This window comes from Anaerofilum hominis, assembly GCF_014287275.1.
Lineage (GTDB): Bacteria > Bacillota > Clostridia > Oscillospirales > Ruminococcaceae > Pygmaiobacter > Pygmaiobacter hominis.
Window position 1 is genome coordinate 303,888 of sequence record NZ_JACONZ010000003.1, and the last position, 25,049, is coordinate 328,936.

23 protein-coding genes are annotated in these 25,049 nt (G+C 61.4%); 12 read left to right on the forward strand and 11 right to left on the reverse strand.

The features are described from left to right. Positions 1–145 precede the first annotated feature (145 nt). The 5 genes from H8S23_RS09910 (at position 146) to H8S23_RS09930 (ending at position 8,675) form a co-directional block, all read left to right on the forward strand. On the forward strand, positions 146–2,623 hold the full coding sequence (locus H8S23_RS09910) for an excinuclease ABC subunit UvrA (protein WP_186888184.1): 2,478 nt from the start codon (positions 146–148) through the stop codon (positions 2,621–2,623). A gap of 251 nt (positions 2,624–2,874) precedes the next feature. Next, positions 2,875–4,392, forward strand: coding sequence for a sugar ABC transporter ATP-binding protein (locus H8S23_RS09915; RefSeq protein WP_186888185.1), 1,518 nt, complete (start codon positions 2,875–2,877; stop codon positions 4,390–4,392). Positions 4,393–4,418: 26 nt separating this feature from the next. Continuing rightward, the gene (locus H8S23_RS09920) at positions 4,419–5,450 is read left to right on the forward strand and encodes an ABC transporter permease (protein ID WP_186888186.1); all 1,032 of its coding nucleotides are present in this window, start codon (positions 4,419–4,421) and stop codon (positions 5,448–5,450) included. A gap of 99 nt (positions 5,451–5,549) precedes the next feature. Next, positions 5,550–6,527: a substrate-binding domain-containing protein gene (locus H8S23_RS09925; protein ID WP_186888187.1), complete on the forward strand. Its 978-nt coding sequence runs from the start codon at positions 5,550–5,552 to the stop codon at positions 6,525–6,527. A 537-nt stretch (positions 6,528–7,064) separates the two neighbouring features. Next, the gene (locus H8S23_RS09930) at positions 7,065–8,675 is read left to right on the forward strand and encodes a peptide chain release factor 3 (protein WP_186888188.1); all 1,611 of its coding nucleotides are present in this window, start codon (positions 7,065–7,067) and stop codon (positions 8,673–8,675) included. Positions 8,676–9,061: 386 nt separating this feature from the next. Here H8S23_RS09930 and H8S23_RS09935 read toward each other — a convergent pair whose 3' ends face one another. Both H8S23_RS09935 and H8S23_RS09940 read right to left on the reverse strand, forming a co-directional pair. Further along, a complete protein-coding gene (locus H8S23_RS09935) occupies positions 9,062–9,541 on the reverse strand; it encodes a GNAT family N-acetyltransferase (protein WP_186888189.1) in 480 nt (159 codons plus the stop codon). Between the two features lie 25 nt (positions 9,542–9,566). Next, positions 9,567–10,754 (reverse strand): BTAD domain-containing putative transcriptional regulator, encoded by a 1,188-nt coding sequence (locus tag H8S23_RS09940; protein WP_186888190.1) that lies wholly within the window; start codon positions 10,752–10,754, stop codon positions 9,567–9,569. A 336-nt stretch (positions 10,755–11,090) separates the two neighbouring features. Here H8S23_RS09940 and H8S23_RS09945 point away from each other — a divergent pair, with 336 nt between their 5' ends. Next, positions 11,091–11,534 (forward strand): hypothetical protein, encoded by a 444-nt coding sequence (locus tag H8S23_RS09945; protein WP_186888191.1) that lies wholly within the window; start codon positions 11,091–11,093, stop codon positions 11,532–11,534. 237 nt (positions 11,535–11,771) lie between these two features. On the opposite strand, the gene H8S23_RS09950 is transcribed toward H8S23_RS09945, so the two are convergent. Further along, on the reverse strand, positions 11,772–12,647 hold the full coding sequence (locus H8S23_RS09950; RefSeq protein WP_186888192.1) for an aldose 1-epimerase family protein: 876 nt from the start codon (positions 12,645–12,647) through the stop codon (positions 11,772–11,774). Between the two features lie 146 nt (positions 12,648–12,793). Beyond that, on the reverse strand, positions 12,794–14,014 hold the full coding sequence (locus H8S23_RS09955; RefSeq protein ID WP_341479915.1) for a winged helix DNA-binding domain-containing protein: 1,221 nt from the start codon (positions 14,012–14,014) through the stop codon (positions 12,794–12,796). A gap of 785 nt (positions 14,015–14,799) precedes the next feature. Here H8S23_RS09955 and H8S23_RS09960 point away from each other — a divergent pair. Further along, positions 14,800–15,048, forward strand: a complete 249-nt coding sequence (locus H8S23_RS09960; RefSeq protein ID WP_029503574.1) for a DUF3781 domain-containing protein — start codon at positions 14,800–14,802, stop codon at positions 15,046–15,048. A 733-nt stretch (positions 15,049–15,781) separates the two neighbouring features. Here the strand turns inward: H8S23_RS09960 and H8S23_RS09965 are convergent. The 7 genes from H8S23_RS09965 to H8S23_RS09995 all read right to left on the reverse strand — a co-directional run bounded on the left by H8S23_RS09965 (position 15,782) and on the right by H8S23_RS09995 (position 22,494). Further along, a complete protein-coding gene (locus tag H8S23_RS09965) occupies positions 15,782–16,330 on the reverse strand; it encodes a GNAT family N-acetyltransferase (RefSeq protein WP_186888193.1) in 549 nt (182 codons plus the stop codon). 365 nt (positions 16,331–16,695) lie between these two features. Continuing rightward, the gene (locus H8S23_RS09970) at positions 16,696–17,160 is read right to left on the reverse strand and encodes a hypothetical protein (protein ID WP_186888194.1); all 465 of its coding nucleotides are present in this window, start codon (positions 17,158–17,160) and stop codon (positions 16,696–16,698) included. Between the two features lie 606 nt (positions 17,161–17,766). Beyond that, entirely contained in the window at positions 17,767–19,536 is a 1,770-nt protein-coding gene (gene argS / locus H8S23_RS09975) for an arginine--tRNA ligase (RefSeq protein ID WP_423717614.1), read from the reverse strand. Next, positions 19,533–19,955: a YwiB family protein gene (locus tag H8S23_RS09980; protein ID WP_186888195.1), complete on the reverse strand. Its 423-nt coding sequence runs from the start codon at positions 19,953–19,955 to the stop codon at positions 19,533–19,535. The genes argS and H8S23_RS09980 overlap by 4 nt, the downstream gene beginning before the upstream one ends. 68 nt (positions 19,956–20,023) lie before the next feature. Further along, complete coding sequence (gene murI / locus H8S23_RS09985) at positions 20,024–20,836, reverse strand: glutamate racemase (RefSeq protein WP_186888196.1); 813 nt, start codon at positions 20,834–20,836, stop codon at positions 20,024–20,026. Then, the gene (locus H8S23_RS09990) at positions 20,829–21,908 is read right to left on the reverse strand and encodes a D-alanine--D-alanine ligase family protein (protein ID WP_186888197.1); all 1,080 of its coding nucleotides are present in this window, start codon (positions 21,906–21,908) and stop codon (positions 20,829–20,831) included. The genes murI and H8S23_RS09990 overlap by 8 nt, the downstream gene beginning before the upstream one ends. 256 nt (positions 21,909–22,164) lie before the next feature. Continuing rightward, positions 22,165–22,494, reverse strand: a complete 330-nt coding sequence (locus tag H8S23_RS09995) for a helix-turn-helix domain-containing protein (protein WP_186888198.1) — start codon at positions 22,492–22,494, stop codon at positions 22,165–22,167. 178 nt (positions 22,495–22,672) lie between these two features. On the opposite strand from H8S23_RS09995, the gene H8S23_RS10000 reads away from it, so the two are divergent. The 5 genes from H8S23_RS10000 (at position 22,673) to rplK (ending at position 24,989) form a co-directional block, all read left to right on the forward strand. Next, a complete protein-coding gene (locus tag H8S23_RS10000) occupies positions 22,673–22,921 on the forward strand; it encodes an AbrB/MazE/SpoVT family DNA-binding domain-containing protein (protein ID WP_186888199.1) in 249 nt (82 codons plus the stop codon). 526 nt (positions 22,922–23,447) lie between these two features. Next, positions 23,448–23,597: a 50S ribosomal protein L33 gene (gene rpmG / locus H8S23_RS10005; RefSeq protein ID WP_102049639.1), complete on the forward strand. Its 150-nt coding sequence runs from the start codon at positions 23,448–23,450 to the stop codon at positions 23,595–23,597. Between the two features lie 15 nt (positions 23,598–23,612). Continuing rightward, positions 23,613–23,888: a preprotein translocase subunit SecE gene (secE, locus tag H8S23_RS10010; protein WP_186888200.1), complete on the forward strand. Its 276-nt coding sequence runs from the start codon at positions 23,613–23,615 to the stop codon at positions 23,886–23,888. Positions 23,889–23,921: 33 nt separating this feature from the next. Next, on the forward strand, positions 23,922–24,440 hold the full coding sequence (gene nusG / locus H8S23_RS10015; protein WP_186888201.1) for a transcription termination/antitermination protein NusG: 519 nt from the start codon (positions 23,922–23,924) through the stop codon (positions 24,438–24,440). Positions 24,441–24,563: 123 nt separating this feature from the next. Further along, positions 24,564–24,989 (forward strand): 50S ribosomal protein L11, encoded by a 426-nt coding sequence (rplK, locus tag H8S23_RS10020; RefSeq protein WP_186888202.1) that lies wholly within the window; start codon positions 24,564–24,566, stop codon positions 24,987–24,989. Positions 24,990–25,049: the final 60 nt, after the last annotated feature.

The window sequence follows — 25,049 nt, forward strand, 5'->3', positions numbered from 1 at the left end:
CCGCAGAACAAAAAACAGCCGCCTGGCGGCTGTTTTTTTATGGGCGGGCGGGGCGGACCGCAGATTTGGGTTTTGGCTTTTTTGCCGGTGTTTGCTATAATGTCAGAACATCCGAGCCTGTACACACCTTATTAAAGGAGGGACCATGGACCATATCCTGATCGAGGGCGCGCGCCAGGGCAACCTGAAAAACATCACTGTGGCGATCCCCAAAAACAAGCTCACCGTGCTTACCGGGGTATCCGGCAGCGGCAAGTCCACGCTGGCCATCGACCTGCTTTACAACGAGTGCCAGCGCCAGTATCTTGAGGCCATGGCCTATCAGGGCATCCGCAAGCCGGAGGTGGACCGGGTGCGGGGCGCCTGCCCCGCCATCCAGATCGGGCAGGCGGGGGCCAACCGCAGCCCACGCTCCACGATGGGCACGGTCACCGGCATCACCACCGGCCTGCGCATGATCTTTGAAAAGCTCTGCCAGCGGGCCTGTCCCCTCTGCGGCGCGCTGATCCGCGCCGATCAGTGCCGCGAAGAGACCGAAAAAAGGAACGGGGAGTTCCGGGTCTATCAGTATTGCAGCAGCTGCGGCGGCCGCCTGGACAAACTCACCCGCAGCCATTTTTCTTTCAATACCCGCGAGGGCGCCTGCCCGGTCTGCCAGGGCCTGGGCCGCCTGCACCGGGTGGACGAGGCGGCGGTGCTGCGCGAAGATCTCCCGCTGGAGCAGGGCGCGGTGGCGTTTTGGCGTCACAGGTACGGCGAGTACCAGATCGGGCTTTATCGCGCGGCGCTGGAATACTACGGCCTGCCGCAGCCGGACAGGGACCTGCCGCTGGGACGATTTTCCGCGGCCCAGCGCGGTCTGCTGCTGCACGGCACCGGCGGCGAAGAGGCGCGGCGCCTGTTCCCGGATAAGGAGCCGCCGCGCACCGCCGCGCAGGGGCGGTTCGAGGGCGTATTTGCCACCCTCTGGCGCCGTCTGTCGGAAAAGGGCGGCGATCCTTTGGCTCTGGGAGATTATTTTGTCTATGGACCCTGCCCGGCCTGCAAAGGCGAGCGGCTGGCCCCGGAGAGCCGCGCCGCCCAGGTGGCGGGCGTGCGGCTGCCGCAGCTGGCGGCCCTGCCGCTGGACGGTCTGCGGCGGTGGCTGGCAGGTCTCCGGGAGGGGTTGCCGCGGGACAGCCTGCTGCTGGCCGGGGATTATCTTGCCGACGCAGACACCAAGCTGCGGCGGCTGTGCCGGGTAGGGCTGGGTTATCTCACCCCGGACCGGCAGACGTCCACCCTGTCGGGCGGCGAAGCGCAGCGGCTGCGCCTCGCCGCGGCTCTGGACGCCGAGATCTCCGGCGTGCTCTACCTGCTGGACGAGCCCACCGTGGGCCTGCACCCCGCCGACACCGCGGGCCTGGTGGCCCTGCTCAGGGAGCTGCGCGATCTGGGCAATACGGTGGTGGTGATCGAGCACGACCCGGAGGTGATGCGGGCGGCGGACTGGCTGATCGATCTGGGCCCGGGGGCGGGCAGGCACGGCGGCGAGGTGGTGGGCCAGGGCAGCTGGGACAGCCTGCTGCGCCAGCCCGGCTCGGTCACCGGGGCATGGCTGGCCCGCGCCGGCGCGCCCTGTCCCCGCCGCACGCCGCGCCCCGGGGACGGCGGGAGCATCCTGCTGCGGGGGGTGACGCTGCACAACCTGAAAGAGGTGTCGCTGCGCCTGCCCACCGGATGCCTGACGGCGGTGACCGGGGTCTCGGGCAGCGGCAAGTCCACGCTGGTCTTTGACGTGCTGGCCCGCGCCGCCCAGGGGCTGCCGCACGCGGGCGAAGTGGAGGGCCTGCCCGGGCCCGGCGGCACGGTGCTGGCAGAGCAGGCGGCCATTGCGCGGCAGCGCCGGTCGGGGGTGGCCACCTATACTGGGCTGTACGACGGTATCCGGGCCCTGTTCGCCGCCAGCCCTGCGGCGAGGGCCGCAGGGCTCACGGCAAGGGACTTTTCTTTCAACGTCAGGGGAGGGCGCTGCGAGAGGTGCGAGGGTCTGGGCACGGTGACCAGCAATCTGCTGTTTTTTGAGGATGTGCAGGTGACCTGTCCGGCCTGCGGCGGCAGCCGTTTTGAGCGGCGGGTGCTGGACGCGCGCTGGCAAGGCCTGTCCATCGCCGACGTGCTGGCGCTGTCGGTGGAAGAGGCGCTGGCCGTGTTTGCCGGGCAGCCCAGGCTGCGCCGCGGGCTGGAGCTGCTGGACGAGGCGGGCCTCTCCTATCTGGAGCTGGGCCGGCCCCTGCCCACCCTCTCGGGCGGCGAGGCGCAGCGGCTGGGCCTGGCGCGGGAACTGATCGCCAGCCGGGGGGCCGGGGCGCTCTATCTGCTGGACGAGCCCACCGCCGGCCTGCACCCGCTGGACGTGGAGCGCTTTTTGAAGCTGCTGCACCGGCTGGTGGACGCGGGCGGCACCGTGATCGTGGTGGAGCACGACCGGCAGCTGATCCGGGAGGCGGACTGGGTGGTGGATCTGGGGCCGGGCGGCGGCGAGGACGGCGGCCGGGTGATCTTTGAGGGGCCCCCCGCCGCGCTGGCCGCCTGCCCGGCGTCGGTCACGGGGCGCTTTCTCGCCGCCGCCTGCCCCGGGTGAGGGGGCGGCGGGCGGATAAAAAAGGGATCGGGGCGCTGTGTCCCCTTGCCGGGCAGGGGCGGGCACGGCGCTTTTTTTGTGAGACGGATTATGGAATATATACAAAATGAAAATCGATCTATTGTAAAAAATGTCTTTTGCGCACAAAAACTTCAAAAAAATGCCCCCGTCCAGCCAAAGCTACTCCCCTACCGATATTTTCCAGCGGATGCTATACTGAGACCGTAAAACGAAAGGCCGGTGAAGTGAGAATGCAGGAGACGATCGTGGAACTGTCCCATATCAATAAAACGTTCCCTGGCGTAAAGGCCCTGGACGACGTGTCCTTCGATCTGCGGTCGGGGGAGGTCATGGCCCTGCTGGGCGAGAACGGCGCGGGCAAATCCACTTTGATGAAGGTCCTCAGCGGCGTTTATACCCGCGACTCGGGCAGCATGAAGATCTTCGGGCAGGAGGTGGGCGACCTGACCCCGCGCAAAGCGCAGGAGCTGGGCGTGGCCATCATCCACCAGGAGCTGAACATGTGCGCCCATCTGTCGGTGGCCGAAAACATCTTTCTGGGCAGGGAAAAGACAAAGGGCGTCCTGCTCTCCAGCCGTGAGATGAACCGGGAGGCGCGGGCGGTGCTGGACCGCCTGAATATCAACATTGACCCCGAGACGGTGGTGGGGGACCTTGCGGTCTCCAAGCAGCAGATGGTGGAGATCGCCAAGGCGCTGTCCACCAACGCGCGCATCCTCATCATGGACGAGCCGACCTCGGCGCTGACCTCCAAGGAGATCGACGACCTGTTCGTCATCATCCACAAGCTGCGGGACGAGGGCTGCGGCATCGTCTATATCTCTCACCGGCTGGAGGAGCTGCAGCACGTGGTGGACCGGGTGACCATCATGCGGGACGGCAAATTCATCACCAGCGGCAATTTTGCGGATTTCACCATGGACGAGATCATCTCCAACATGGTGGGCCGCGAGATCAAAGAGAAGTTCCCCCGCGTGCAGTGCGAGGTGGGCCGCACCATTTTGCAGGTGAAGCACCTCAATGCCGGCCGCATGGTGCGCGATATCAATTTTGAGCTGCGGGAGGGCGAGATCGTGGGTGTCGCCGGGCTGATGGGCGCCGGCCGCACCGAGACCACCCGGGCGCTGTTCGGGGTGGATCAGAAAGACTCGGGCGAAGTGGTGCTGGACGGCAAGCCCGTGGTCATCCGCCGCCCGGAGGACGCGATCCGCGCCGGCATCGTGCTGGCCCCCGAGGACCGCAAAAAAGACGGCCTTTGCACCAAGCTTTCCATCCGCGAGAACATCGCGCTGCCGAACCTTGACATCCTGTGCAGCAAATTGGGGGTCGTGGACCGCAAAAAAGAGCGGGAGATGGCCGCAAAAGCGCAGAAAGACCTGTCCATCAAGATGCCCAGCGCCGAGGTGGACGCGGGCAGCCTGTCGGGTGGCAACCAGCAGAAAGTGGTCGTGGCCAAGTGGCTGGCGCGCAACTCCCGCGTGGTGGTTTTTGACGAGCCGACCCGCGGTATCGACGTTGCGGCAAAGGTGGAGATCTACAACCTGATGAACGAGCTGAAAAAGGCTGGCATCGGCGTGCTGTTCGTCTCCTCCGAGATGCCGGAGGTCATGGGCATTTCCGACCGCATCATCGTGATGTGCGACGGGCGCATCACCGGCGAGCTGGACCCCCACAAGACCACCCAGAACGAGATACTGGAATATGCCACCCGCTTTGAGAGCAAGATCGCAAAGCCGCAGCTGGCCTGAAATTGAAGCTAAGGAGCATCGGTAACATGGAAAAGAGCGAAAAGAGAAACCCTTTCTCGCGGATGATGGCCATCCGCGGCATGGGCCAGGTGGTCACGGTCACGATCGGCCTTATAGTGCTGTGCATCGTGTTCGGCATCCTGAACCCGTCTTTCTTCTCGGGCAAAAACGTGGGCAACCTGCTGCGCCAGATCGCCCCCACCCTGATCACCGGCATTGGCCAGTCCTTTGTGCTGATCACCGGCAACATCGACCTGTCCATCGGCTCGGTGGTGGGCATGAGCTGCATGCTGTCCGCCACCATGATGACCAAGGGCATCAATCCCTGGGCGGCGGTGCTGATCACGCTGGCCTGCTGCCTGCTGGTGGGCATCATCAACGGTGAGCTGGTGGCCCGCTGCAAGCTGCCGCCTTTCATCGCCACGCTGGGCACCATGACCATCGCCCGCGGCATCGCCCAGATCGCCAACAACAACTACAACACCGATTCCATCGGCGAGGCGGCCGAGGGATTCCGCAACTTTTTCTATTACGGCAAGATCCTGGGGCTGTACAACACCATCTGGATCGCGGTGGTGATCTGGCTGATCTTTAATTTCCTGCTCAGCCGCACCCGCACCGGCCGCCATATCTACGCCATCGGGTCCAACCTTGAGGCGTCCAAACTGTCCGGCGTCAACATCGTGCGCACCACCACCAAGGCGTATCTGGTCAGCGCTTTCTGCGCCTGCGTGGTCGGCCTCATCATCTGCGCCACCAGCGGCATGGGCACCATGGACGCGGGCAACAGCTACGAGATGTACGCGGTCGCGGCCTCGGTCATCGGCGGCGTATCCACCCTGGGCGGCCAGGGCATCCTGCTGGGCACCGTCATCGGCGCTTCCATCTGGGGCGTGCTGCAGAACGGCCTGCAGTTCGCAGGCGCGCCGGTGGCCATCCGCAACATCGTCATCGGCATCATCGTGGTCGTCTCGGTGCTCATGGACGTAGTGCTGCGCGGCGGCAAGCCCCGCCACCGCAAGGAGAAAGGCGAAGCCGCCAAGGCCGAGCCGAAATAAGCCGCGCACAGCGGCGTCCCGATCGGAAATTAAAGCCGCATGGCTTTAATCAATAGAGCGGCCGCACTCAGGCCGTAAAGACAATATGGAGGTATTGTTATGAAAAAAGCACTTGCTATCCTCATGGCAGCGGCGATGGCTCTGTCGCTGGTCGCCTGCGGCGGCTCGGACAGCTCCGCACCCGTGTCCAGCGGCACCGCTCCGTCCACCGCGTCCACCGCTTCCACGGCGGGTTCCGGCGAGACCTATAAGATCTATATGATCTCGATGGACCAGATGGACCAGCACTGGGTCAACATGGACAAGGGCTGCCAGAAAGCCGTTGAAGAGCTGGGCAACGTTGAGTACAAATGGTCTGCCCCCGACGTCAAGGACGACGCCAAACAGATCGAGTGCATCAACAACGCAGTGGCAGACGGCGCCGACGCCATCCTGCTGGCCGCCAACGGCCCGGATGCGGACGTCGCGGCCCTGAAAGAGGCCCAGGCAGCCGGCGTGAAGATCGTTTACGTCGACTCCCCTGCAAACCTGGCTGCGGTCAAGACCTTTGCCACCAACAACGAGGCCGCGGGCAAGACCGCCGGCGAGCAGCTGCTGAAAGCCCTGACCGACAAGGGCGTGGAGAGCGGCAAGATCGGCATCATCAACACTAACGCCGCCACCACCTCCACCGTGGACCGCGAGAACGGCTTCCGCTCCGCGTTTGAGGGCACCGGCTTCGAGATCCTCGAGACCCAGTACAGCGAGGGCGACGCGGCCAAGTCCAAAGACATCGCCACCAACTACATCGCGCAGGGCTGCGTGGGCATCTTCGGCACCAACGAGGGCACCACGGTCGGCACCGGCAACGCCATCAAGGAAGACGGCGGCGACGTGATCGGCGTGGGCTTTGACAAATCTGACACGATCCTCGGCCTGATCAAGGACGGCTCCATCCTGTGCGCCATGGCCCAGAACCCCGACGTCATGGGCTATGAGGGCATCAAGGCCGCCGTTGCGGCCCTGGACGGCAGCGACGCGGGCGACGGCTCCACCTCTGACACCGGCGTCACCGTGCTCACCAAAGACAATATCTGAACTCATCTCTCTTAAAAGGGAAAGGGCCTGCGGAACTGCCGCGGGCCCTTTTCCATCTGCGCTTGGCAGCTTTAGGCGCGGAGGGAGCGCACGGGGCGGACGGCTGCCCAGCCCCCCGCACCTTTGCAGCGCCCACGTCCTTGCGCCCCTGCGGCGCCGGGAGGCGGGCGCGTTTTTCGCCGCGCTTTTGGCGCTGCACCTTGAGGGCGCAGCCCCGCCGGCACCGGCCGCGGGACGCGTTCTCGCCGCCTGCGCCGGCTGGGGGGAAATAAAGCAGGATCGAGAGCAAAGCGGCAGATCGCTTTCTCGCTGTCGCCTGCCTGTGCGGCGGCCGGTGCATAAAAGGGGGCGCGGGGCGCTGTGCCCCCCTGCCGGGACGGCGGCGGGCGGTGGGCGCTGTGAGGCGTTTCCCGCGCGGGCCAGGCCAAAATTTCGCGCGCAAAATCCTTGCTTTTCCGCTGCCTGCGAGATAAAATAATACCGTATGTCCGCCCGCAGGGGCGGCCCACCCATTCTGCGAGCGGGAGGAACGTAAAGTTGTCCAAACAATATGAACAGGAGATCCGGCGGCGGCGCACTTTCGCCATCATCAGCCACCCGGACGCCGGTAAGACCACCCTGACCGAAAAGCTGCTGCTCTACGGCGGCGCCATCCAGCTGGCGGGCACGGTCAAGGGCAAAAAGACCCAGCGGGCCGCCGTGTCCGACTGGATGGAGATCGAAAAACAACGCGGGATCTCGGTCACCAGTTCGGTGATGCAGTTCAACTACGACGGCTACTGCATCAATATCCTGGACACCCCGGGCCATCAGGACTTTTCCGAGGACACCTACCGCACCCTGATGGCGGCCGACAGCGCGGTGATGGTCATCGACGCGGCCAAGGGGGTGGAGCGGCAGACGGAAAAACTGTTCAAGGTCTGCCTGCTGCGGGATATCCCCATCTTCACTTTTATCAACAAAATGGACCGGGAGTCGCTGAACCCCTTTGACCTGCTGGACGACATCGAGCAGAAGCTGGGCATCCGCACCTATCCCATGAACTGGCCCATCGGCAGCGGCCGGGACTTTAAGGGCGTATACAACCGCGAAAACAGGGAGATCCTGTCCTATGGCGACGAGGCAGGCAGCGCTTTGGGCGGGCAGCACAAGCTGCAGACCGTCAAGGCCACGCTGGGCGACCCGGGGCTGGACGGCCTGATCGGGGCGGCGCAGCATCAGACCCTGGCCGACGATATCGAGCTTCTGGATGGCGCCAGCTATGATTTCGATCTGGAGGCCATCCGCCACGCAAAGCTCTCGCCGGTGTTTTTCGGCAGCGCGCTGACCAACTTTGGCGTCGAGCCGTTTTTGCAGGATTTTCTTCGCCTGACCACCCCGCCGCTGCCGCGCCGGTCGGACGCGGGGGAGATCGACCCCATGGACGATGATTTTTCGGCCTTTGTGTTCAAGATCCAGGCCAACATGAACAAGGCGCATCGGGACCGCATCGCTTTTATGCGCATCTGCAGCGGCCGGTTTGAGAAGAATATGGAGGTGCTGCACGTCCAGCAGGACCGCAAGCTGCGGCTCTCCCAGCCGCAGCAGATCCTGGCTTCGGAGCGTGAGATCATCGAGGAGGCCTATGCCGGAGATATCATCGGCGTATTTGACCCGGGGGTCTTTTCCATCGGCGACACGCTCTGCGCGCCGGGCAAAAAGTTCCGGTTCGAGGGCATCCCCACCTTTGCGCCCGAGCACTTCTGCCTCGTGCGGCAGGTGGATACCATGAAACGCAAGCAGTTTATCAAGGGCACCACCCAGATCGCCAACGAGGGCGCCATCCAGATCTTTCAGGAGTTGGGCGGCGGCATGGAAGAGGTCGTGGTGGGCGTTGTGGGCGTGCTGCAGTTCGAGGTGTTTGAGTACCGGCTGAAAAACGAGTACAACGTGGACGTTCATATGCAGCGGATGCCCCACCAGTTTATCCGCTGGATCGAGAACGAGGACCTGGACCCCAACACCCTTTCGCTGACCAGCGATACCAAAAAGGTGCAGGACGTGCGGGGCGGCAGGCTGCTGCTGTTCACCAACAGCTGGAGCATCCAGTGGGCGCTGGACCACAACGAGGGCCTGGCGCTGTCGGAGTTCGGCAAGGCCAAGGTGTGACCCCCGCTGCGCGGCAGCGCTCCGCAGAAAGACGCAGCAACAAAAGACCAGCTTCCGCAGAGCGGAAGCTGGTCTTTTGGCCATCCGCCCGGCTGCCGCGCAGCGGGGCGGCCGGGTGCGGACGGATCTTTTGCCGGTTTACGGTGTTTCACGCTGAAAGCAACAGCCGCGCTGCTGAGTTTTTTCCTGTGCCCATCCTTTGCCGTGGGCAGGTGCGCGGTCCTTTTGACCAGCCCCGGACGCAGAGGGACCGGGCGGCGGCTTCCTGACGCCCCACCGCGCAAAGCTGTAAAAAAGAAAGACCTGATCGCGGCGGTCGCCGGCAGCCGGGTCTTTCCTGTTGGACGGTTTTTGACACCAGCGGCTGGGGGCGGGGCCCCATTTTTTTACAGCGCCAGTTCCAGGTAGCCGCAGGTGAAAGGGAAAAAATCAAATTTCTGGGTGCGCACGGGCACAAAGCCCTGGGCCTGGTACCAGTTCTTCAGCACGGTATTTTCCTCAATGATACTGATCTCCATTTTGCGGCAGCCCATCGCGCGCGCCTCCCGCACCGCATGGTCCACGAGCGCCTTGCCGATGCCCAGATGGCGGCAGGCGGGCAGCACGGCCAGATGGTTCAGCTCGCAGGCGCCCTCTTCCCCGCCGGGGGACAGGGAGCAATAGCCTGCCGCGCGCCTCTCGTGTTCGTAAAGGTACATGGGTTCCCCGCGGTCATATTGGTCGAAAAGGCGCCGGGCCGGCAAAAAAGAGGTGTGCCGGGGCGCGGTCTCGCGGGTGATGCCGTATTGGGGCGCCACAGTGGCAAAACTCTCGCGCACCAGCGCGGCGCAGGCCTCCAGCTCTTCCCGGCGGACAGGGCGTATCATGGACACAACTCCTCTCCCGGCGGGATCATCCCTCGGTGACGTCGATGGGCTGCAGCGTGGTCGCCAGACGCACGCCGCGGCCGCGGTATTCGGCGCGGAAGCGGCGCTCTACCCGGCCGATGACCTTGAGCCCGTTTTCATAGGTGCGGGTCGCCATCAGCGCCACATATTGGGTGGCGGAAAAGCGGGCCACCACGTCGCCCCGGCGCAGGCTGAGCACCAGCGTCTTTTCCAGGTGATCCATGGCCCGGTTGCGGGCGCGGCCCGCCGGCGCGCTGCCCTCCTCGTCGGTGAGGGTCAGCAGGCCGAGAAACATCTTCTGCCCGGTGCGCGCGGCCGCCCGCGCCTCTACCCGGTACAGCTCTTTGAAGATCTCATATTCGCACAGGAAAGCGCCCCGGGCCTCGCCCTTTTCGCTGATGTCCTGTTTGATCTTGGCGATGTCGATCTCGATGTTGTTCATGTGCCGGATGATGTCGAGATACAGACCGCGCACCTGCTCGGGCAGGCTCTCGCCGCGCTCGCGGTAATACAGGTTTTGCAGATAATTGTAGTATTCCAGCGCTTTGGGCTGCATCTCCAGCCCCAGCAGAGCCCGCAGCTGGTAATAGCTGGCCGGGGCGTCGAACGGGTCGATGTCGGTGCTGTGGCTGGCGAGCTGCAGCAGAGCGCTCCAATTCTGCGTACCGTCCAGATACTCCATCAGCGGCAGGGCGCAGGCGGCATACTTCCCGTGCAGGTCCTCACGCACGGCGGCGGCCCAGCTCTGCCGCTCCTCTCCCGGCAGATAATCGCCGCTGTAAAGGATGGCCGCCCTTTTCAGCAGGGGGATGCGCTGGGGCCCCTCCGCCCGCAGCGCCTGCGCGGCCGCGGCCTCGAACAGCTCGGTGTCCGCCTCCAGCGGCAGGGCGCCGTTGAACCGGTAGACGCCCCGTTTGCAGAGGATGAGCTGCTTTGCATCCGAGATGCCCGCATCCTCAAAAGTGGTGCGCACCCGGTAGACCAGATTTTTCAGGGCGTTGGAGGGATTGCCGGTGCCTTTTGGCCAAAGGGCAGCTTGAAGCTCGGACGCCGGGATCTCCCGATGCCGGAAGGTGACAAGATATTGAAGCAGGCTCCAAAGCTGGCCCTTGCGGCAGTCGGGACCGCAGATCTCCACCTCGCCGACCGAAACTGCAAAACCGCCCAGCATCTGCATTTTGATCAGTTCCACGGATAGTCTCTCCTTTCTGCCCCCCAAAGCGGGAAAAAAGCCGCGCAGCCGCAGCCCGCGGCGGTTCTTTGCGGTTTCATTATAAAATAATTCGGCGTTGATTACAATAAAAAGCGACTTTTTGACATGAATTTTTTGCATTTGGCTGTCCTGCGCGCACAGTGGGGAGTGAAGCGGGCGGGAAAGGGGCATACTGAAGACAAAGACACCCGCAGCGGCGGAAAACGTGTGCAAAAGAGATTGACAAAGTTTGGCTGCGCGTGGTAAAATAAAATCCCATAAGACCTTTAGGAAATAGGGGAATTAAAAAAGGAAAGATCATAAGGAGGCATTCTCATGAAAAAGATGGTCGCGATCGCCCTTTCACTGGTGCTGGCCCTGGGCCTGGTCGCCTGCGGCGGCAGCAGCAAGGTAAAGGACGGCACCTACACTGCCGAGCTGAGCGACGCCGCTGCCGAGGCAAATCACGGCTGGAAAGATTACCTCACCGTCACCTATAAAGACGGTAAGATCGCCGAGCTGGATTTCGACTCCAAAGACGCGGACGGAAACCTGAAAAGCGAATGGGCCACCCCGGACAACTACCCCATGACCCCGCAGCCCTCTGAGTGGATCCCGCAGCTGGAAGAGAACCTCAAGGCCACCAGCGACCCGGATAAGGTGGCGGCGGTTGCCGGCGCCACGATGGGCAGCGACCACGCCAAAGCGCTGTACAAGGCCGTGATCGAAAAAGCCGAAGCGGGCGACTCCACCGTTGCGGTCGTGGACGTGGGAGAGTAAGCGAGATCCCGTTTGTTCGCGGCAGCCTGCGCAAGGGCTGCAAATTCTTCTTCGCACGGCATTTTTATCTCTTTCCTTTATGTTATAGGGGGAGGGGAGAACGGCGGGGAAGAGCACTTTTCTAACTTTGCGGAAAAGATAAGAAAAATAAAAGCAGGGTCGTCAATGTTATATTGGCGACCCTGCTTTTTGTAAGGCGGGATTTTACTATCCTGTCTATCCCGGGGAAGATCGCCCTCAAAACACCGTCACGGTGTATTCCAGAGAACGGCTTTGGCCGGGGGCCAGCGGGATGAGGTAGGGCTTTTCTTCGAACAGGCCGCTTTCGCCCTCCATTTCCGGCAGGCCGTGCCAGGGCTCGATGCAGAGGAAAGGGGCGTCCGCCCGCTCTTTGGTCCAGAGCGCCATCACCGGGAAGCCCGCATAGGCCATCGAGACACCGCGCCCGCTGCGGCGGTCCCGCAGCGTGATGCTGTGCAGCCCAGGCTGTTCCAGATAAAGGGTCCCCTGATCGAAAAGCCCCCGGTCCAGCCCAAAGCCCGTCACCCCGGACAGCAGGGGCCGGCTCGGCTGCTGCCCCGGCAGGGGCGTGTTTTGGACGGGCATGAGCAGCACGTCTGCCTGTTCCGGCAGCAGCAGGTCGTGATCTTCAAAGGCGCCCGCGCCCCGCGGGCAGCAAAAGCCCACGTGGCCGCCGATGCAGTAAGCCATCGGGCGGCTGCCGGTGTTTGTCACCCGGTAACGGGTGGCAAAGCCCGCGCCGGTGAGGGAGTGGGTGATCTCCAGCGCAAAGGGGTAAGGGTAGACGGCCAGCGTGTCTCTGTCGGCCTCGGCGCGCAGGGTAACTGAAAAGTCGCTGCGCGCGGTGACGGTATACTCCAGATCGCGGCCAAAACCGTGGTTCTTCACCGGGTTCCGCTGCCCGTCGATGCGCAGGACGCGGTCCTTTACGGCCCCCACCAGCGGGAACAGGACCGGGCTGCGGCCGGTCCAGCTGTCCGGGCTGCCGCCCCAGAGCACCTGCTCCCCGGCCGGGGTGCGGTAGGAGAACAGCTCCGCCCCGTGCGTGTCGGCAAGGGCGGCGGCGCCGCCCCGTTTCAATTCGATCTGCATGGTGATTCCTCCTTTGCTCCCGGCCCCGAACGCGGCAGGAATGCGGCGTGCGGCTGCCGGGGCTTTTGCTGTTGCTCCGCTCTGCGGCGGCTTTTGGGCAGGGGGGGAGGGCGTGTCGGCCCGAAGCTGCCGCCGCGGAGAAAGTCTCAGACGATCTCCAGCGTGAAATGCTGCAGGCGGGCCTGCCGGAACACGGCATATTCTTCTGCCAGCCGTTCCAAAGCGCCGCGCTCCGGCGTCTGCAGATCCTCCCAAACAGAGACCGAGATCCCGAGCGCCTCCTTTGCCGGCCGGGCCTGCCAGACGCCGATGACCCGGCCGTCTTTCAGGACTGCGCCGGGGTTTGCCACCGTTTTCCACACCCTGCGCTGCAGGACCGGGTCGGCCAGCACAACGGCCCGGTCCCGCAGATCGAGATAGGGGTCGTGGGGGCCGAGCAAAAGCAGGGACCGGTCCCCCGGCTGTGCGGCGGCGAGCGCCTCCCGCTCGCAGGCCAGCAGATAACGGGTCCCACCCGCCACCTGTACGGGCTCCAGCTCGGGGGCGACGCCGTTCCACAGGCGCGCGGCCTGCCGCGGAGAGCAGCCCAGCCAGGCGGCCAACCCGCTTTGGGAGGCGGGGCCATAACAGCGCAGAAAACGGCGCACCAGCTCCTTTTCCCCCTCCGGCCACTGCCGAGGCTGCCGGCCGGTCCAGCTTTGAAAAGAGGTGAAAGTGGGACTGCCGTCCTGTCTCTGTCCAAAGACCACCAGAGAGGCGAAAGAACACGGGCGCAGCAAAAAGGAGACGACAGCCCCGCCCACCGACTGCCGGTCCGGCGCGCCGTACATGGAGGGCGCGTTCCACAGCGGCCGTTTTTCCGCAGGCAGATGCGGTTCCACCCGGGCGGCAAGGGTGCGGTCCAGCGCCTCTTTGCTTCGGACTGTGCAGCCGTCCAGACAGGCCGCCGCCTCCGCGACCAGCGGCAGCAGCTGGTCGAAGGACATGCCGAGAAAGTCCAGCGCTGCGCTCACGCCGCGGGTGTAGATCCAGGGGCCTTCTCCCGGCAGGGCGGCCAGAGGGGAGAGAAAGACACCGCTTTCCCCGGTGGGAAAGACCACCGGCACGCCCCGGTAGCTCCAGGCCTGAAGCAGCTCTTTGCGGACGCAGAGCGCCTCCTCCAGCCCCGCCAGGGTACACCCTGCCACGCGGTTGAACAGGGCCGTCTCCCACGCGCCCGGCGGTGAGTTCTGTACCCCGCAGGCCCCGGCGGCTGCCGCCAGTTCCCCGGCGGGCAGCCGGCGGTCCAGATGATGGGCGTGAAGCCGGTAGGCCCGGATCTTTTCAAAAGTGATCTCCATGCTGCGCTCCTGTCTGCGGATCTCCAAAGAAAGAAAACCGCCGCTCTGCGGTGTCGCCGCGCCCGGCTGAGGCGGGGGGGACGGCGGGCCGCCGCCGGGTCAGGACGGCGTCTGCCGCTGTTGTTTTTATTATACTGCATCCTGGCGCAAAGAAAAAGCAGGCTTCCGGTAGGGAAGCCTGCGCGGGCGGTAAAAAATAGCCGGAGGCTATTTTTTCGGCCATCCGCCCGGTTGCCGCGAAAGCGGCGAGGGCGGGGCCAATTTAAGATAAGTTGTTTTTTATTGCGAAGCAATAAAAAATAGCCGGAGGCTATTTTTTAACAGCCATGTGGCCTGTCCGCAGGCCACGGCGCATGGAGATAGATTTTGAGCTGTCAAAGATTGTGAAATACTGAAAAGCCTCATGGCTACTGAATTATAGGGCTTTGTTCGTGTGAATAATTAGTAGGCTAAAAGTGTGGTTTGACGCTTTTTTGACGCCCGAACTCAATGAGAACTTATTAAAACAAATAAGAAGATATGGCTACTTATCTTTGCAAAATGCAATCTCCTTATACCAGTTTAGCAAATGCGGGTTATCCATTTTCATTTTTTCCTTTCCTGTTTTTGGGACAAAGAAATAGAAGAGCAAGCATAGGAAGAAGGTACCCTCTTCCAGAAAACTGCTTGTTGGTAGTATCCCAAACCCTCTCTCTATTTCCTAACTGGGTACCAATAATGTATTATAGAAATGTTGATAGAGATGTAGTATTATTAAAGCGATATAAAATTATGATTGAGAGTGATAAATCGGAAGTTATAAAGGAGAAAGAATGGAAGACAAAAAGATATTACTTGATAATATTGACAAAATTCATACAACCGAAATGGGAGTTGATAGAATTAAAAGAAATCTAAAAATAGATACAGTAGATGTTGTTGAGTATTGCAAAAATAAGGTATTGGATAAAAATTGCAACATATACAAACAGGGGAAAAATTGGTATTGTGAAGTTGAAAATATCAAAATCACTATCAATTCATATAGTTATACAATTATCACAGCACATATTATTAAGTAAATCCTAGTTTGTTAGGGAGATTGTGAGCATATAACGCAACGGAAAGTAGCAGAACCAGCCGCCCTTGTTAACGATAAAGTAAACGGCTTCGCCGTCATTGAGAAGCTCATCTGCCCCTGTTTGTGTGGCAATCAAAAGAGCGACAGCAAATTATGCTTTCGCCCTCGATAATTGTGAGGCATACTTGTTAAGAAGTAGGAGCAGAAATAGCCTTGCTATAAGCGGCTTTCAGCGCAAATTTTAATGGGTGCGGTACATTATCTTTATATCCTCCTAAAATACATCTTAGCAGCGTAACATCACGATTTCACATGACGCTTTTTTGACGCCCGCGCTTACAAAAAGAGCTTATAAAGAGATATGGCAAGATTTAGGCAGAAGTAGAGAAACGCTTTGATTTACAAGGGCTTCGCAGCTCCGTTATAAAGGCTTATAAGAAGTTGTAAGAAGATTTTCGTCTATAAAATCAATAAAAAATAGCCGGAGGCTATTTTTTAGCAGCCATGCGGCCTGTCCTCAGGCCGCGGCGAATAGAGATAGGATTTTTTATTGCAAAGCAATAAAAAATAGCCGCAGACTGCAGACTGTTTTTTGGCCGGTGCCCCGGTCGCCGCGTGAGCGGCGAGGGCATGGACATCAGGATAAAAAACAGGAATTGATTTGTTTCTGTCTGTGACAGCTGCGGCTGTTTTTGCCCGTTGGGAACGTCTCAAATCCTTGTCCAAACTGGAAATTACCGTTCAGACCGTAGGATCGAATAGCGTGCACAATCTACGATGCCTTGATTATTTCTACCGCTCTGACGTAAAGTGCCTTCATACTTCATACCGATTTTCTGCATCACGCGACCGGAATTGGGATTGTTCACATCATGGCCTGCATAAACACAATTTGCCCCGACCTTATCAAAGAACACTTCAAGTACTGTTTTTGCTGCTTCTGCTGTGTATCCGTTTCCCCAATATTTTCTTCCTATGACCCAGCCCAGTTCCAAACTATCCGTTTCCTCAATTACTTTTACAGCAGAAATATTACCGATCAATTCATGAGTCTCTTTTATTTCTATTGTCCACTGATAAAATGCGGGATCCGCATATCCTTGTATGCAATAATTTATATATCCTATCGTCATTTCAACATTTTGATGCGTAGGCCAAGTTAAATATTTTGTTACCTCGTCGTCTGATGCCCAATTGTGGAACATTTCCTCTGCATCCTCTATGGTAAAGCGCCTGAGGATCAATCGGTCTGTTTCCAATCTGATCGTCCCAATGTGATTCATGATATCTCCTGCACAAATTCCTTTTTGTCCATTTGTTTGCTTGAATTACAGCACTGATCGTAAAAAATGGCCGTAAACCTATTGGGGGGGCCAGTGCCCCGGCCGCCGCGTGAGCGGCCAGGGTGGGGCATCGGGATAGAAAATAAAGCGCCTTTTTCCCGGCGGAGCTGTGCCGGCAAAAACGGCATAAGCTGGGAAAAGCAGGCGGCAAAACCTGTGAGTTGCCGCCTGTTTTTTATCGAGAAAAGACGCGCGCGAAACAGAGGATCCGCTGCGGCCACACACCGCCGCCGGCCTGCATGGCTGTGCGCCTGCAGCGGGCGGATGCGCGCACAGTCAGAGGCCACCTGCCGCGGGGCGAAAGATCACTGCGGGTCCTGCGGCCCGGCGGGCGGCGCCTGGGTAGAGCTGGCGGTTTTCACCAGGCCGAACGCTTTGTCGGCAAACCCCTTGCAGAGGGGGACGCTGGCGTCCTTGCCCTTGGCGACGTTGACCAGGCCGATGACGGCAAAGATCAGGATGACAAGAGAGAGGATGCCGGCCACGGCGCTGAAAAAAACAGATACGACGCCGAAGAGACCTGAGACCAGGATCCCCAGAATGGGGATGGTGCAAAGCCAGGAGAAGGCGCCCATAAAAGCGCTGACGATCCCCGAGATCAGGGACAGGAAAAACGCCTGCATGGTCTGGCGGATCAGCCATTCGTCCTGCTCGGCCAGGATGACGAACGCGAGCAGCAGCCCGCCCAGCAGGGTTTGGCCCAAGATCGTCAGAACAAAGGACAGCACCGCGTAAAAGGTCAGACAGATCCCAAAACGGTCCTTTTTCATGATGATTCCTCCTTTTAGTCCAGGCCCCGCCCCACGCAGGGCCTGGATCCATTATACAGGAAAAGGAAAAAAAAAACAGGCGTGCAATAAGAAAAATCTCAATTTTACAGCAAAACGGGGATCTGAAAGGTGCGCCTGGGCTGGAGGGGAGAGCGGAAGAAAGAATTTTCTCTTGCCGCTCTCGCCACTGTGCCCCCTGGCGGCAGCGCCGCCTGCGGCTGAGCTCCCCTACCAGAGGCGCTGCATTCCCCTCGGACAACTTTACCTCCTGACGACCGCACTCTCTCTTGACGGCTGCGCTCCCCCTATGACAGCGCCCTCCTTGACAGCCGCGCCCTCCCGACAACTACGCCTCCCTGGGCAGAGCGGCTCAGAAAAAGCGGGACAAAAATATGGCCCGGCGCCGAAAAAACATTTCCCGGCGCCGGGCCGCGGCGAAGCTTTACGGGCGGCTGACAAAGCCGCACCTTGAAAAACATCGACGCTTGATCGCTGTATCTTTATCGGGATCGTGCATGAGGCCATCCGCCATTGTTTGCGGTTTAGGGCCGCCTGCCGAAAAAGCCGTCCCTGTTTCCCGCAGGTGCGTCAGCCGCTCCGCCGGGTTCACATCTTTTCCGGCACCGTGATCTTCAGCATCGCAAGACCGTTGGCGATGGTGGTCTTTGCCGCAGTGCACAGGGCGAGCCGCGCCTGCTGCAGCGCGTCCGCCTCCCCCTTGACGTGACAGGCGGTATAAAATTTGTGGAACAGGGTAGCCAGATCGGTGACATAGCGGGTGATGCGGGCCGGATCGTAGTTCTTGGCCGCGGTCACGATCTCTTCGGGGAAATAGCCGATGTGGCGCACCAGTTCGATCTCGGCCGGGTCGGTGAGCAGGGAGAGGTCGGCCTGGGCCGCGGGCCGCGGCGTGACCCCCTCTGCGGCCAGGGCGCGCAGGATGCTGCAGATGCGGGCATGGGCGTACTGCACATAGTACACCGGGTTGTCGCTGTCCTGTTTTACCGCCAGGTCCATATCGAACAGCACCTGGGCCCCCGGCTCGCGCTGGTTGAAGAAGAACCGGGCGCTGTCGATAGGGACCTCGTCCAGCAGGTCCACCAGCGAGACCGCCTTGCCGGTGCGCTTGCTCATGCGCACCTCCTGGCCGTCCCGCACCAGCTTGACCAGCTGCATCAGCACCACGTCCAGCCGGCTGCCGGACAGGCCCACCGCGTCCATGGACCCCTTCATGCGGGGCACGTGGCCCGCGTGGTCGGCGCCCCAGACGTCGATGGACAGATCAAAGCCGCGGGTGACCAGCTTGTTGTAATGGTAGGCGATGTCGGCGGCGAAATAGGTGGGGATGCCGTTGGCGCGCACCAGCACCTCGTCCTTGGGCCCGTCCTGCGCCTCGCCCTCGCCCGCCTTGGGGCGCTTGTTGGCGCCCCATTTCAGGCTGTATTCGCCCGCCTTGTACCAGATGGCGCCGTCCTTTTCATAGGTGGCGCCCAGGGCGGACAGCTTGTCCAGCACCTCCTGCACCGCGCCGCTCTCGTGCAGCTGGCTCTCGAGGAACCAGACGTCATAGTGGATGCGGTATTTTTCCATGGCGTCTTTCATGGCCTGGATGTTCAGCGGGAGCGCATAGTCCACCAGGGCCTTTTTGCGCTCTTGCGCAGGGCTGTCCACAAAGGCGTCGCCGTGCAGGTCGGCAAACTCGCGGGCGCGCTGGCGGATATCCTCGCCCTGATAGCCGTTTTCGGGGAAAGGCACCGCCTCTTCGCCCTTGAAGATCTGCAGATAACGGGCGGACAGGCTGTCGCCGAATTTTTCGATCTGGTTGCCCGCATCGTTGACATAAAACTCGCGGGTGACCTGATAGCCCGCCCATTCCAGCGCTGCGGCCAGGCAGTCGCCCAGCGCGCCGCCCCGGGCGTTGCCCAGATGCATGGGGCCGGTGGGGTTGGCCGAGACGAACTCCACGTTCACCCGTTTGCCCTCGCCGAACTCGGTGCGGCCCCAGTCCGCGCCCTGCTGGTTGGCGGCCAGCACCACATCCTCGAAATAGCGGTGGGACAAAAAGAAATTGATGAAGCCCGGCCCCGCCACCTCCAACCGCTCAAAAGGGGTGCCCGCACAGTCGGCGCGGGCGGTCAGGATCTCGGCGATCCTGCGCGGCGGCAGCCGGAAAGCGCGCGCCCCCACCATGGCGGCGTTGCAGGCGAAGTCGCCGTTGCGCACGTCGCCGGGGATCTCGATCTTGAAAGCAGGCGTGGGCGCCTCGGGCAGTTCGCCGGCCGCCACGGCCGCGCCCATGGCGGCCAGGATCAGGTCGTAGGCCGCGCTGCGCGCGCGGGCCACCGGGTTGTAATGATGAAACTCCAAAGTCGTTATGCCTCCCTGACGGTAATATTGACGGTGTTTTTCGAGAACGGGCTCGAATTGATGTCCAGATTATAGCTGAAGCGCAGGCTGCCGCCGCGGTCGGACAGATCGGCGATGATCTCGTCCGCGGCGATGCCCATGGTGATAGCGCCGTGGCCGGTGTCGTAGTGGCAGATATGCCGCCGCCCCTTTTCGATCACCAGCTGGCTGGGCGCGGGGCCGAACCGCAGCATGCTGACCGTGCCGGCCTTGTCCAGTTTTACGGTAGTGGTGCAGCCGTCGTAGCCGGTGGCCTCGGTTTCGCGGTAGGTGATATAATAGCTGCCGCCCCGCTGCACAAAGCTGCCGCGGGTCATCAGCTCCACCTCGTTCTCTTCGCCCTCGGACTCCTGCACGCCTTTGATCCTGATCAGATAATCCTCTTTCATATCCGCCCTCCCGGGTCTGACCCGGACGGCGCGGGCGGGCCGCCCGTGCCGCTCCGGCATCCCTGTGCTCAATCCCATAGTGTAAACGGGTGCACGGTGCCGTGCACATCCTTTCCGAGAAAAAGACCGCCCACCTCGGCGAAGTTTTCTCCTGAATCGCTGACATAAAAGCTGACGGCGCCGCCGGACGTCCGCCCGTTCAGCAGGTCCTGCCGCTCCAGCAGCTGCCGCAGCGCCGCGGCGCCCTCGGCGCCGGAGTCGATCAGCCGCACCCCCGGGCCCATCTCGTCGGCGATGGCGCCGGCGATGAGCGGGTAGTGGGTGCAGCCCAGGATCAGCGTATCCACCCCGGCCCGCCGCACCGGGGCGAGATATTCTTTTGCCAGGGTCGTGACGATGAGGTCGTCGCGGCCCACATAGCCGTTTTCGATCACCGGCACAAAGAGCGGGCAGGCCCGCGCGGTGAGGACGCTGTCCGGGCGCAGGGCCCTTACTGCGGCCTCGTAGCCGCCGCTGCGGACAGAGGCGGCTGTGGCGATGACCCCGATGCGGCCGCTGCAGCTGGCGTGGACAGCCGCCTGTGCCGCCGCCTGCACCACGCCCACAAAGGGCACGGGCAGCGCGTCGGTCACCGCGGCGGGCAAAGTGGAGGACACGGTGCCGCAGGCGCAGAGCACCGCCTTGACGCCCTTTGAGAGCAGGAACTGGATATCCTCTTTGCCGTAGCGGATGATGGTGTCGGCCCCGCGCCCGCCGTAGGGCACCCGCGCCGTGTCGCCGAAGTAGACGATGTCCTCGCCGGGCAGCAGCCGCACCAGCTCTTTGACCCCGGTGAGCCCGCCCAGGCCGGAGTCGAACACGCCGATGGGCCGGTTATCCATTCGCGGTCTCCTTCCTCTCGAAAGCCAGCTGGATCAGCCGGTCCAGCAGCCCGCCGTAGGTCATGCCGGCGTGCAGCATCAGTTTGGGGTACATGCTGATGTCGGTGAAACCGGGCATGGTGTTGATCTCGTTGAGCAGCACCCTGCCGGTGCCTGCCTCCACAAAAAAGTCCACCCGGGCCAGGCCGGTGCAGCAGAGGGTGCGGTAAGCGCGCACCGCCGTCACCCGCACCTCTTCCAGCTTTTCCGGGGCCAGCTGCGCCGGGATGACCACCCGGCTGGTGCCGGCGAGATACTTGTCGTCGTAGGTGTAAAACTCCTGGCTGGCGAGGATCTCGCCGGGCAGGGTGCCCTGCGGGCCGTCGTTGCCCATCACCGCGCACTCCACCTCCTGCCCGGTGACGAACCGCTCAAAGACGATGCGGGTGTCGTGGGCCAGGGCCAGATGCACGGCGTCCAGCAGCTCGCGCCGGTCGTGCGCCTTGCTGATGCCCACCGAGCTGCCCGCGTTGGCGGGCTTGACAAAGATGGGCCAGCCCAGCCTGCGCTCCAGCCGGTCGGCCACGGCGTCAAAGCCGGGCAGCTCGGCCCGGGTCATGTAGTCCCACTCGCAGCGGTCGATGCCCGCGGCGTCCATCACCAGGTTGGCGGCCGCTTTGTCCATGCACAGCGCGCTGGACAGCACGCCGCAGCCGACATAGGGGATGCCCGCCAGCTCCAGCAGGCCCTGTACGGTGCCGTCCTCGCCGCCCTTGCCGTGCAGCACGGGAAAGACCGCGTCCACCTTTTGCAGCGTGAAAGCGCCGTCCACGCACTTGACGATGCCGCGGTCGGTGGCGTCCGGGCTGATAAAAGCGGGCACGCAGTCGGGATACTGCTCCCAGCTGCCGTCCGCCAGATTGGCCACCGGGCCGGGGTAATACAGCCAGCGGCCCTTTTTGGTGATGCCCACCGGGATCACCTCGTAGCGGTCGGCGGGGATGTTGCGGATCACCGAGGCCGCCGACATCAGCGACACCTCGTGTTCGCTGGATACGCCTCCAAACAGGACGCAGATCTTTTGTTTTGCCATGATCTAAGAATACTCCTTCCCGATTTGGGAAAAACGGCCGGGGCGGCCCGTCCCCGCCGCATCCTGCGCGGCGGCCCAAAAACGCGGGCGCGGGCGGCCGGCGCCCGGCACGCGGTCAAAATTGCAGATACAGATATATATTACCATACCGCGCGGGTTATGAAAAGAGGATGCGGGCGCAGCCGGGCCTTTTTTTGCCCGGCGGCTTTTTGGGCCGCCGCAGACAAAAAGCCTTCGAGCCGCGGCTCAAAGGCTTTCAGTTTTCTTTCAGCGAGGAGATGACGCTGTCGAGAATGTCCAGCGCCTGCTTTTTGCGTCCGGGGTCCAGGGCGTCCAGCCTTTTGATGATATCGTTGCTCTTGGCGAAATAGCCGACCGTCAGGCTGTCCTGCAGCACGTCGTCCGCAGAGGCGGAAAGGGTGTTCAGGATGTGGACGAAGGTCTCCAGCTTGGGCACCTTGTCCCCGCGCTCGATGTCCGCCAGGTAGCGGGTGCTGATGCCGATCTTTTCTGCGCATTCCTTGATGCTCCAGCCCCGCTTTGCCCTGTAAGATCTCAGCTTTTTCCCCAGACTTTTGGAATTCACGGGCATCGCCGCCTATCTTGGGATATTTTCTACGAATAGCATACAAATTATACAGAACAGAAGAAACGATCTATCCATAGAAAAGTCCCTAAATAGATGTTGTTTCTGAGAAAAAGATGTGCTAACATGGGATTAAAAGGCGGGTCACCGAGAAAGAACTGGAACAGGAGAGAAGAAGATGATAAAGTCGACGGGTATCCTCAGAAAAGTGGACGGGCTGGGACGGGTCGCGCTCCCGCTCGAGACGAGAAAAAGTCTTGACATCGGTGAAGAGGACAGTCTCGAGCTTCTCGTAGACGAAGAAAACGGGCGCATCATTTTTGAAAAGGTGTCGAAAAAATGCCTGCGGTGCGGGTCGGCGGACAGCCTGAAAGAGATCAAGCCCGGCTTTTTTCTGTGTGAGAACTGCATCCGCGAACTGAAATGAGCGGGGCGGCAGGCCCTGCGCAAAAGCGGCGCGCTGACAAAAGCGCGCCCTTTTTATGTTTTGCCTGCGGGGGCCCGGCGCGGAAAAAGCGCCTGCCCGCCCGGGCGCGGCAAGAAGGGAACCGCCGGACGGGGAGCTGCCGGCGGGACGAAAGGGGCGCCGCGCTTTTGGGACCGGGCGCCGTCAGGGCGGCGCGGCAGGGGGCGTGCTCTGCCGGGCGCTGCCGCTGCGGCAGTGGCCCCGCGGCCGGCCAAAGAGATCTCCCACGGCCTTTTTCTCCGGCCGCCGCACGCGCGCGGGCAAAAATATCCCCCGCGCGCGAAAGAAAAGGCCTGCATGCCCTTGACGCGGGCGGGCGGGATGTGCTATAGTTAATTCACCTCTTTGCAGGTCTATTTTTTTGTGCCTATTTTTTGACGCAAAAAGCGGGCCCGCTACTTTAAAAAAGAGGGAGGCCAGCCCGCCGTGACCGCGCTTTGCGGGGGCGGCAGAGGCGAAACGAACCGTTTAATGGAGGTGCCGAAGAATGAGAGTCAAAATTACCCTTGCATGCACGGAGTGCAAACAGCGCAACTACAACACCATGAAGAACAAGAAGAACAGCCCCGACCGGCTGGAGATGAACAAGTACTGCCGCTTCTGCAAGAAGCACACTCTCCACAGAGAGACGAAGTAAGAAAGGCGGAGAACAATGGCTGAAAAGGCTGAAAAAGCCGTCAAGACGGAAAAGCCCGCCAAGACGGAAAAGAAAGAGAAGAAGCCGTTTTTCCTCATCCGCTTCTTCCGCTCGATCAAAAAGTTCTTCCGCGATACCTTCACCGAGATGAAGAAGATCGTCTGGCCCAGCAAAAAGCAGGTCATCAACAATACGCTGGTCGTCATTGCCGTGGTGATCGTCGCCGGGCTGGTGATCTTCGGCCTGGACAACCTGTTCGGCCTGATCCTGAAGCTGATCCTGCGCACCTGATAAGGGCGCGGCGCAATGAAAGGGGAGACGGAGATGGCAGAAGAAGGTCTGTGGTATGTGGTGCATACCTATTCCGGCTATGAAAACAAGGTCGCGCAGAACCTGGAGACCCTGGTGGAGAACCGCCGCCTCCATGATCTGATCCAGGAGGTCAAGGTGCCCACCGAGATCGTCCCCGAGATCAAGGACGGCGTCAAGCGCGAGGTGGAGCGCAAGCTCTTTCCGGGCTATGTGCTGGTCAAGATGGTCATGACCGACGATTCCTGGTATGTGGTGCGCAACACCCGCGGGGTCACCGGCTTTGTGGGCCCCTCTTCCAAGCCGATCCCCCTGACCCAGGCGGAAGTCGACGCGCTGGGCGTGGAGACGCACGAGGCGCAGGTGGATTACAAGGTGGGGGACAACGTCGAGGTCACCGCCGGCCCGCTGGAGGGCTTCATCGGCCTGGTGGAAGAGATCGATATGGAAAAACAGAAGGTCAAGGTCAAGGTCTCCATGTTTGGGCGCGAGACGTCCGCGGAGCTGGACCTGTCGCAGGTGAAACCCCTGTAAGTCCGCAATTTTTGCAGAAAACCGCTTTTGCGGTTTTTGATAGGAGCCCCTTTTGGGGGCTCCGTGGGAGGATGGGGGACATCCTCATCCGCAACGAACCACAATTTTTTGGAGGTGCAGACAATGGCTCAGAAGGTAGTGGGGTATATTAAACTCCAGATTCCCGCCGGCAAGGCAACCCCGGCACCGCCCGTTGGTCCCGCTCTCGGCCAGCACGGCGTCAACATCATGTCTTTCACGAAAGAATTCAACGAGCGCACCCAGAAGGATATGGGCTACATCATCCCCGTGGTGATCACCGTCTATGCCGACCGCTCGTTCAGCTTCATCACCAAGACTCCTCCGGCCCCGGTCCTGATCAAAAAGGCCTGCGGCATCGAGTCCGGCTCCGGCGCGCCCAACAAGACCAAGGTGGCCACCATCACCAAGGATCAGCTGCGCGAGATCGCCCAGACCAAGATGCCTGACCTGAACGCCTCGTCTGTCGAGAGCGCCATGTCCATGATCGCCGGCACCTGCCGCAGCATGGGCGTCAAGGTCGCCGAGTAAGCTTTGCGGACCCGCCAGAAGTGGGAGGAAATTTCCGATTTAACCACAGGAGGATAGAAT

Bases quoted from the DNA above. Each gene is read 5' to 3' on its own strand.
- H8S23_RS09915 (WP_186888185.1), top strand. From the start codon at position 2,875: ATGCAGGAGACGATCGTGGAACTGTCCCATATCAATAAAACGTTCCCT.
- H8S23_RS10000 (WP_186888199.1), top strand. From the start codon at position 22,673: ATGATAAAGTCGACGGGTATCCTCAGAAAAGTGGACGGGCTGGGACGG.
- H8S23_RS09990 (WP_186888197.1), bottom strand. From the start codon at position 21,908: ATGGCAAAACAAAAGATCTGCGTCCTGTTTGGAGGCGTATCCAGCGAA.
- H8S23_RS09935 (WP_186888189.1), bottom strand. From the start codon at position 9,541: ATGATACGCCCTGTCCGCCGGGAAGAGCTGGAGGCCTGCGCCGCGCTG.
- secE (WP_186888200.1), top strand. From the start codon at position 23,613: ATGGCTGAAAAGGCTGAAAAAGCCGTCAAGACGGAAAAGCCCGCCAAG.
- H8S23_RS09925 (WP_186888187.1), top strand. From the start codon at position 5,550: ATGAAAAAAGCACTTGCTATCCTCATGGCAGCGGCGATGGCTCTGTCG.
- rplK (WP_186888202.1), top strand. From the start codon at position 24,564: ATGGCTCAGAAGGTAGTGGGGTATATTAAACTCCAGATTCCCGCCGGC.
- H8S23_RS09920 (WP_186888186.1), top strand. From the start codon at position 4,419: ATGGAAAAGAGCGAAAAGAGAAACCCTTTCTCGCGGATGATGGCCATC.
- H8S23_RS09950 (WP_186888192.1), bottom strand. From the start codon at position 12,647: ATGCAGATCGAATTGAAACGGGGCGGCGCCGCCGCCCTTGCCGACACG.
- nusG (WP_186888201.1), top strand. From the start codon at position 23,922: ATGGCAGAAGAAGGTCTGTGGTATGTGGTGCATACCTATTCCGGCTAT.
- H8S23_RS09965 (WP_186888193.1), bottom strand. From the start codon at position 16,330: ATGAATCACATTGGGACGATCAGATTGGAAACAGACCGATTGATCCTC.
- H8S23_RS09980 (WP_186888195.1), bottom strand. From the start codon at position 19,955: ATGAAAGAGGATTATCTGATCAGGATCAAAGGCGTGCAGGAGTCCGAG.
- H8S23_RS09945 (WP_186888191.1), top strand. From the start codon at position 11,091: ATGAAAAAGATGGTCGCGATCGCCCTTTCACTGGTGCTGGCCCTGGGC.
- H8S23_RS09960 (WP_029503574.1), top strand. From the start codon at position 14,800: ATGGAAGACAAAAAGATATTACTTGATAATATTGACAAAATTCATACA.
- murI (WP_186888196.1), bottom strand. From the start codon at position 20,836: ATGGATAACCGGCCCATCGGCGTGTTCGACTCCGGCCTGGGCGGGCTC.
- rpmG (WP_102049639.1), top strand. From the start codon at position 23,448: ATGAGAGTCAAAATTACCCTTGCATGCACGGAGTGCAAACAGCGCAAC.
- H8S23_RS09910 (WP_186888184.1), top strand. From the start codon at position 146: ATGGACCATATCCTGATCGAGGGCGCGCGCCAGGGCAACCTGAAAAAC.
- H8S23_RS09970 (WP_186888194.1), bottom strand. From the start codon at position 17,160: ATGAAAAAGGACCGTTTTGGGATCTGTCTGACCTTTTACGCGGTGCTG.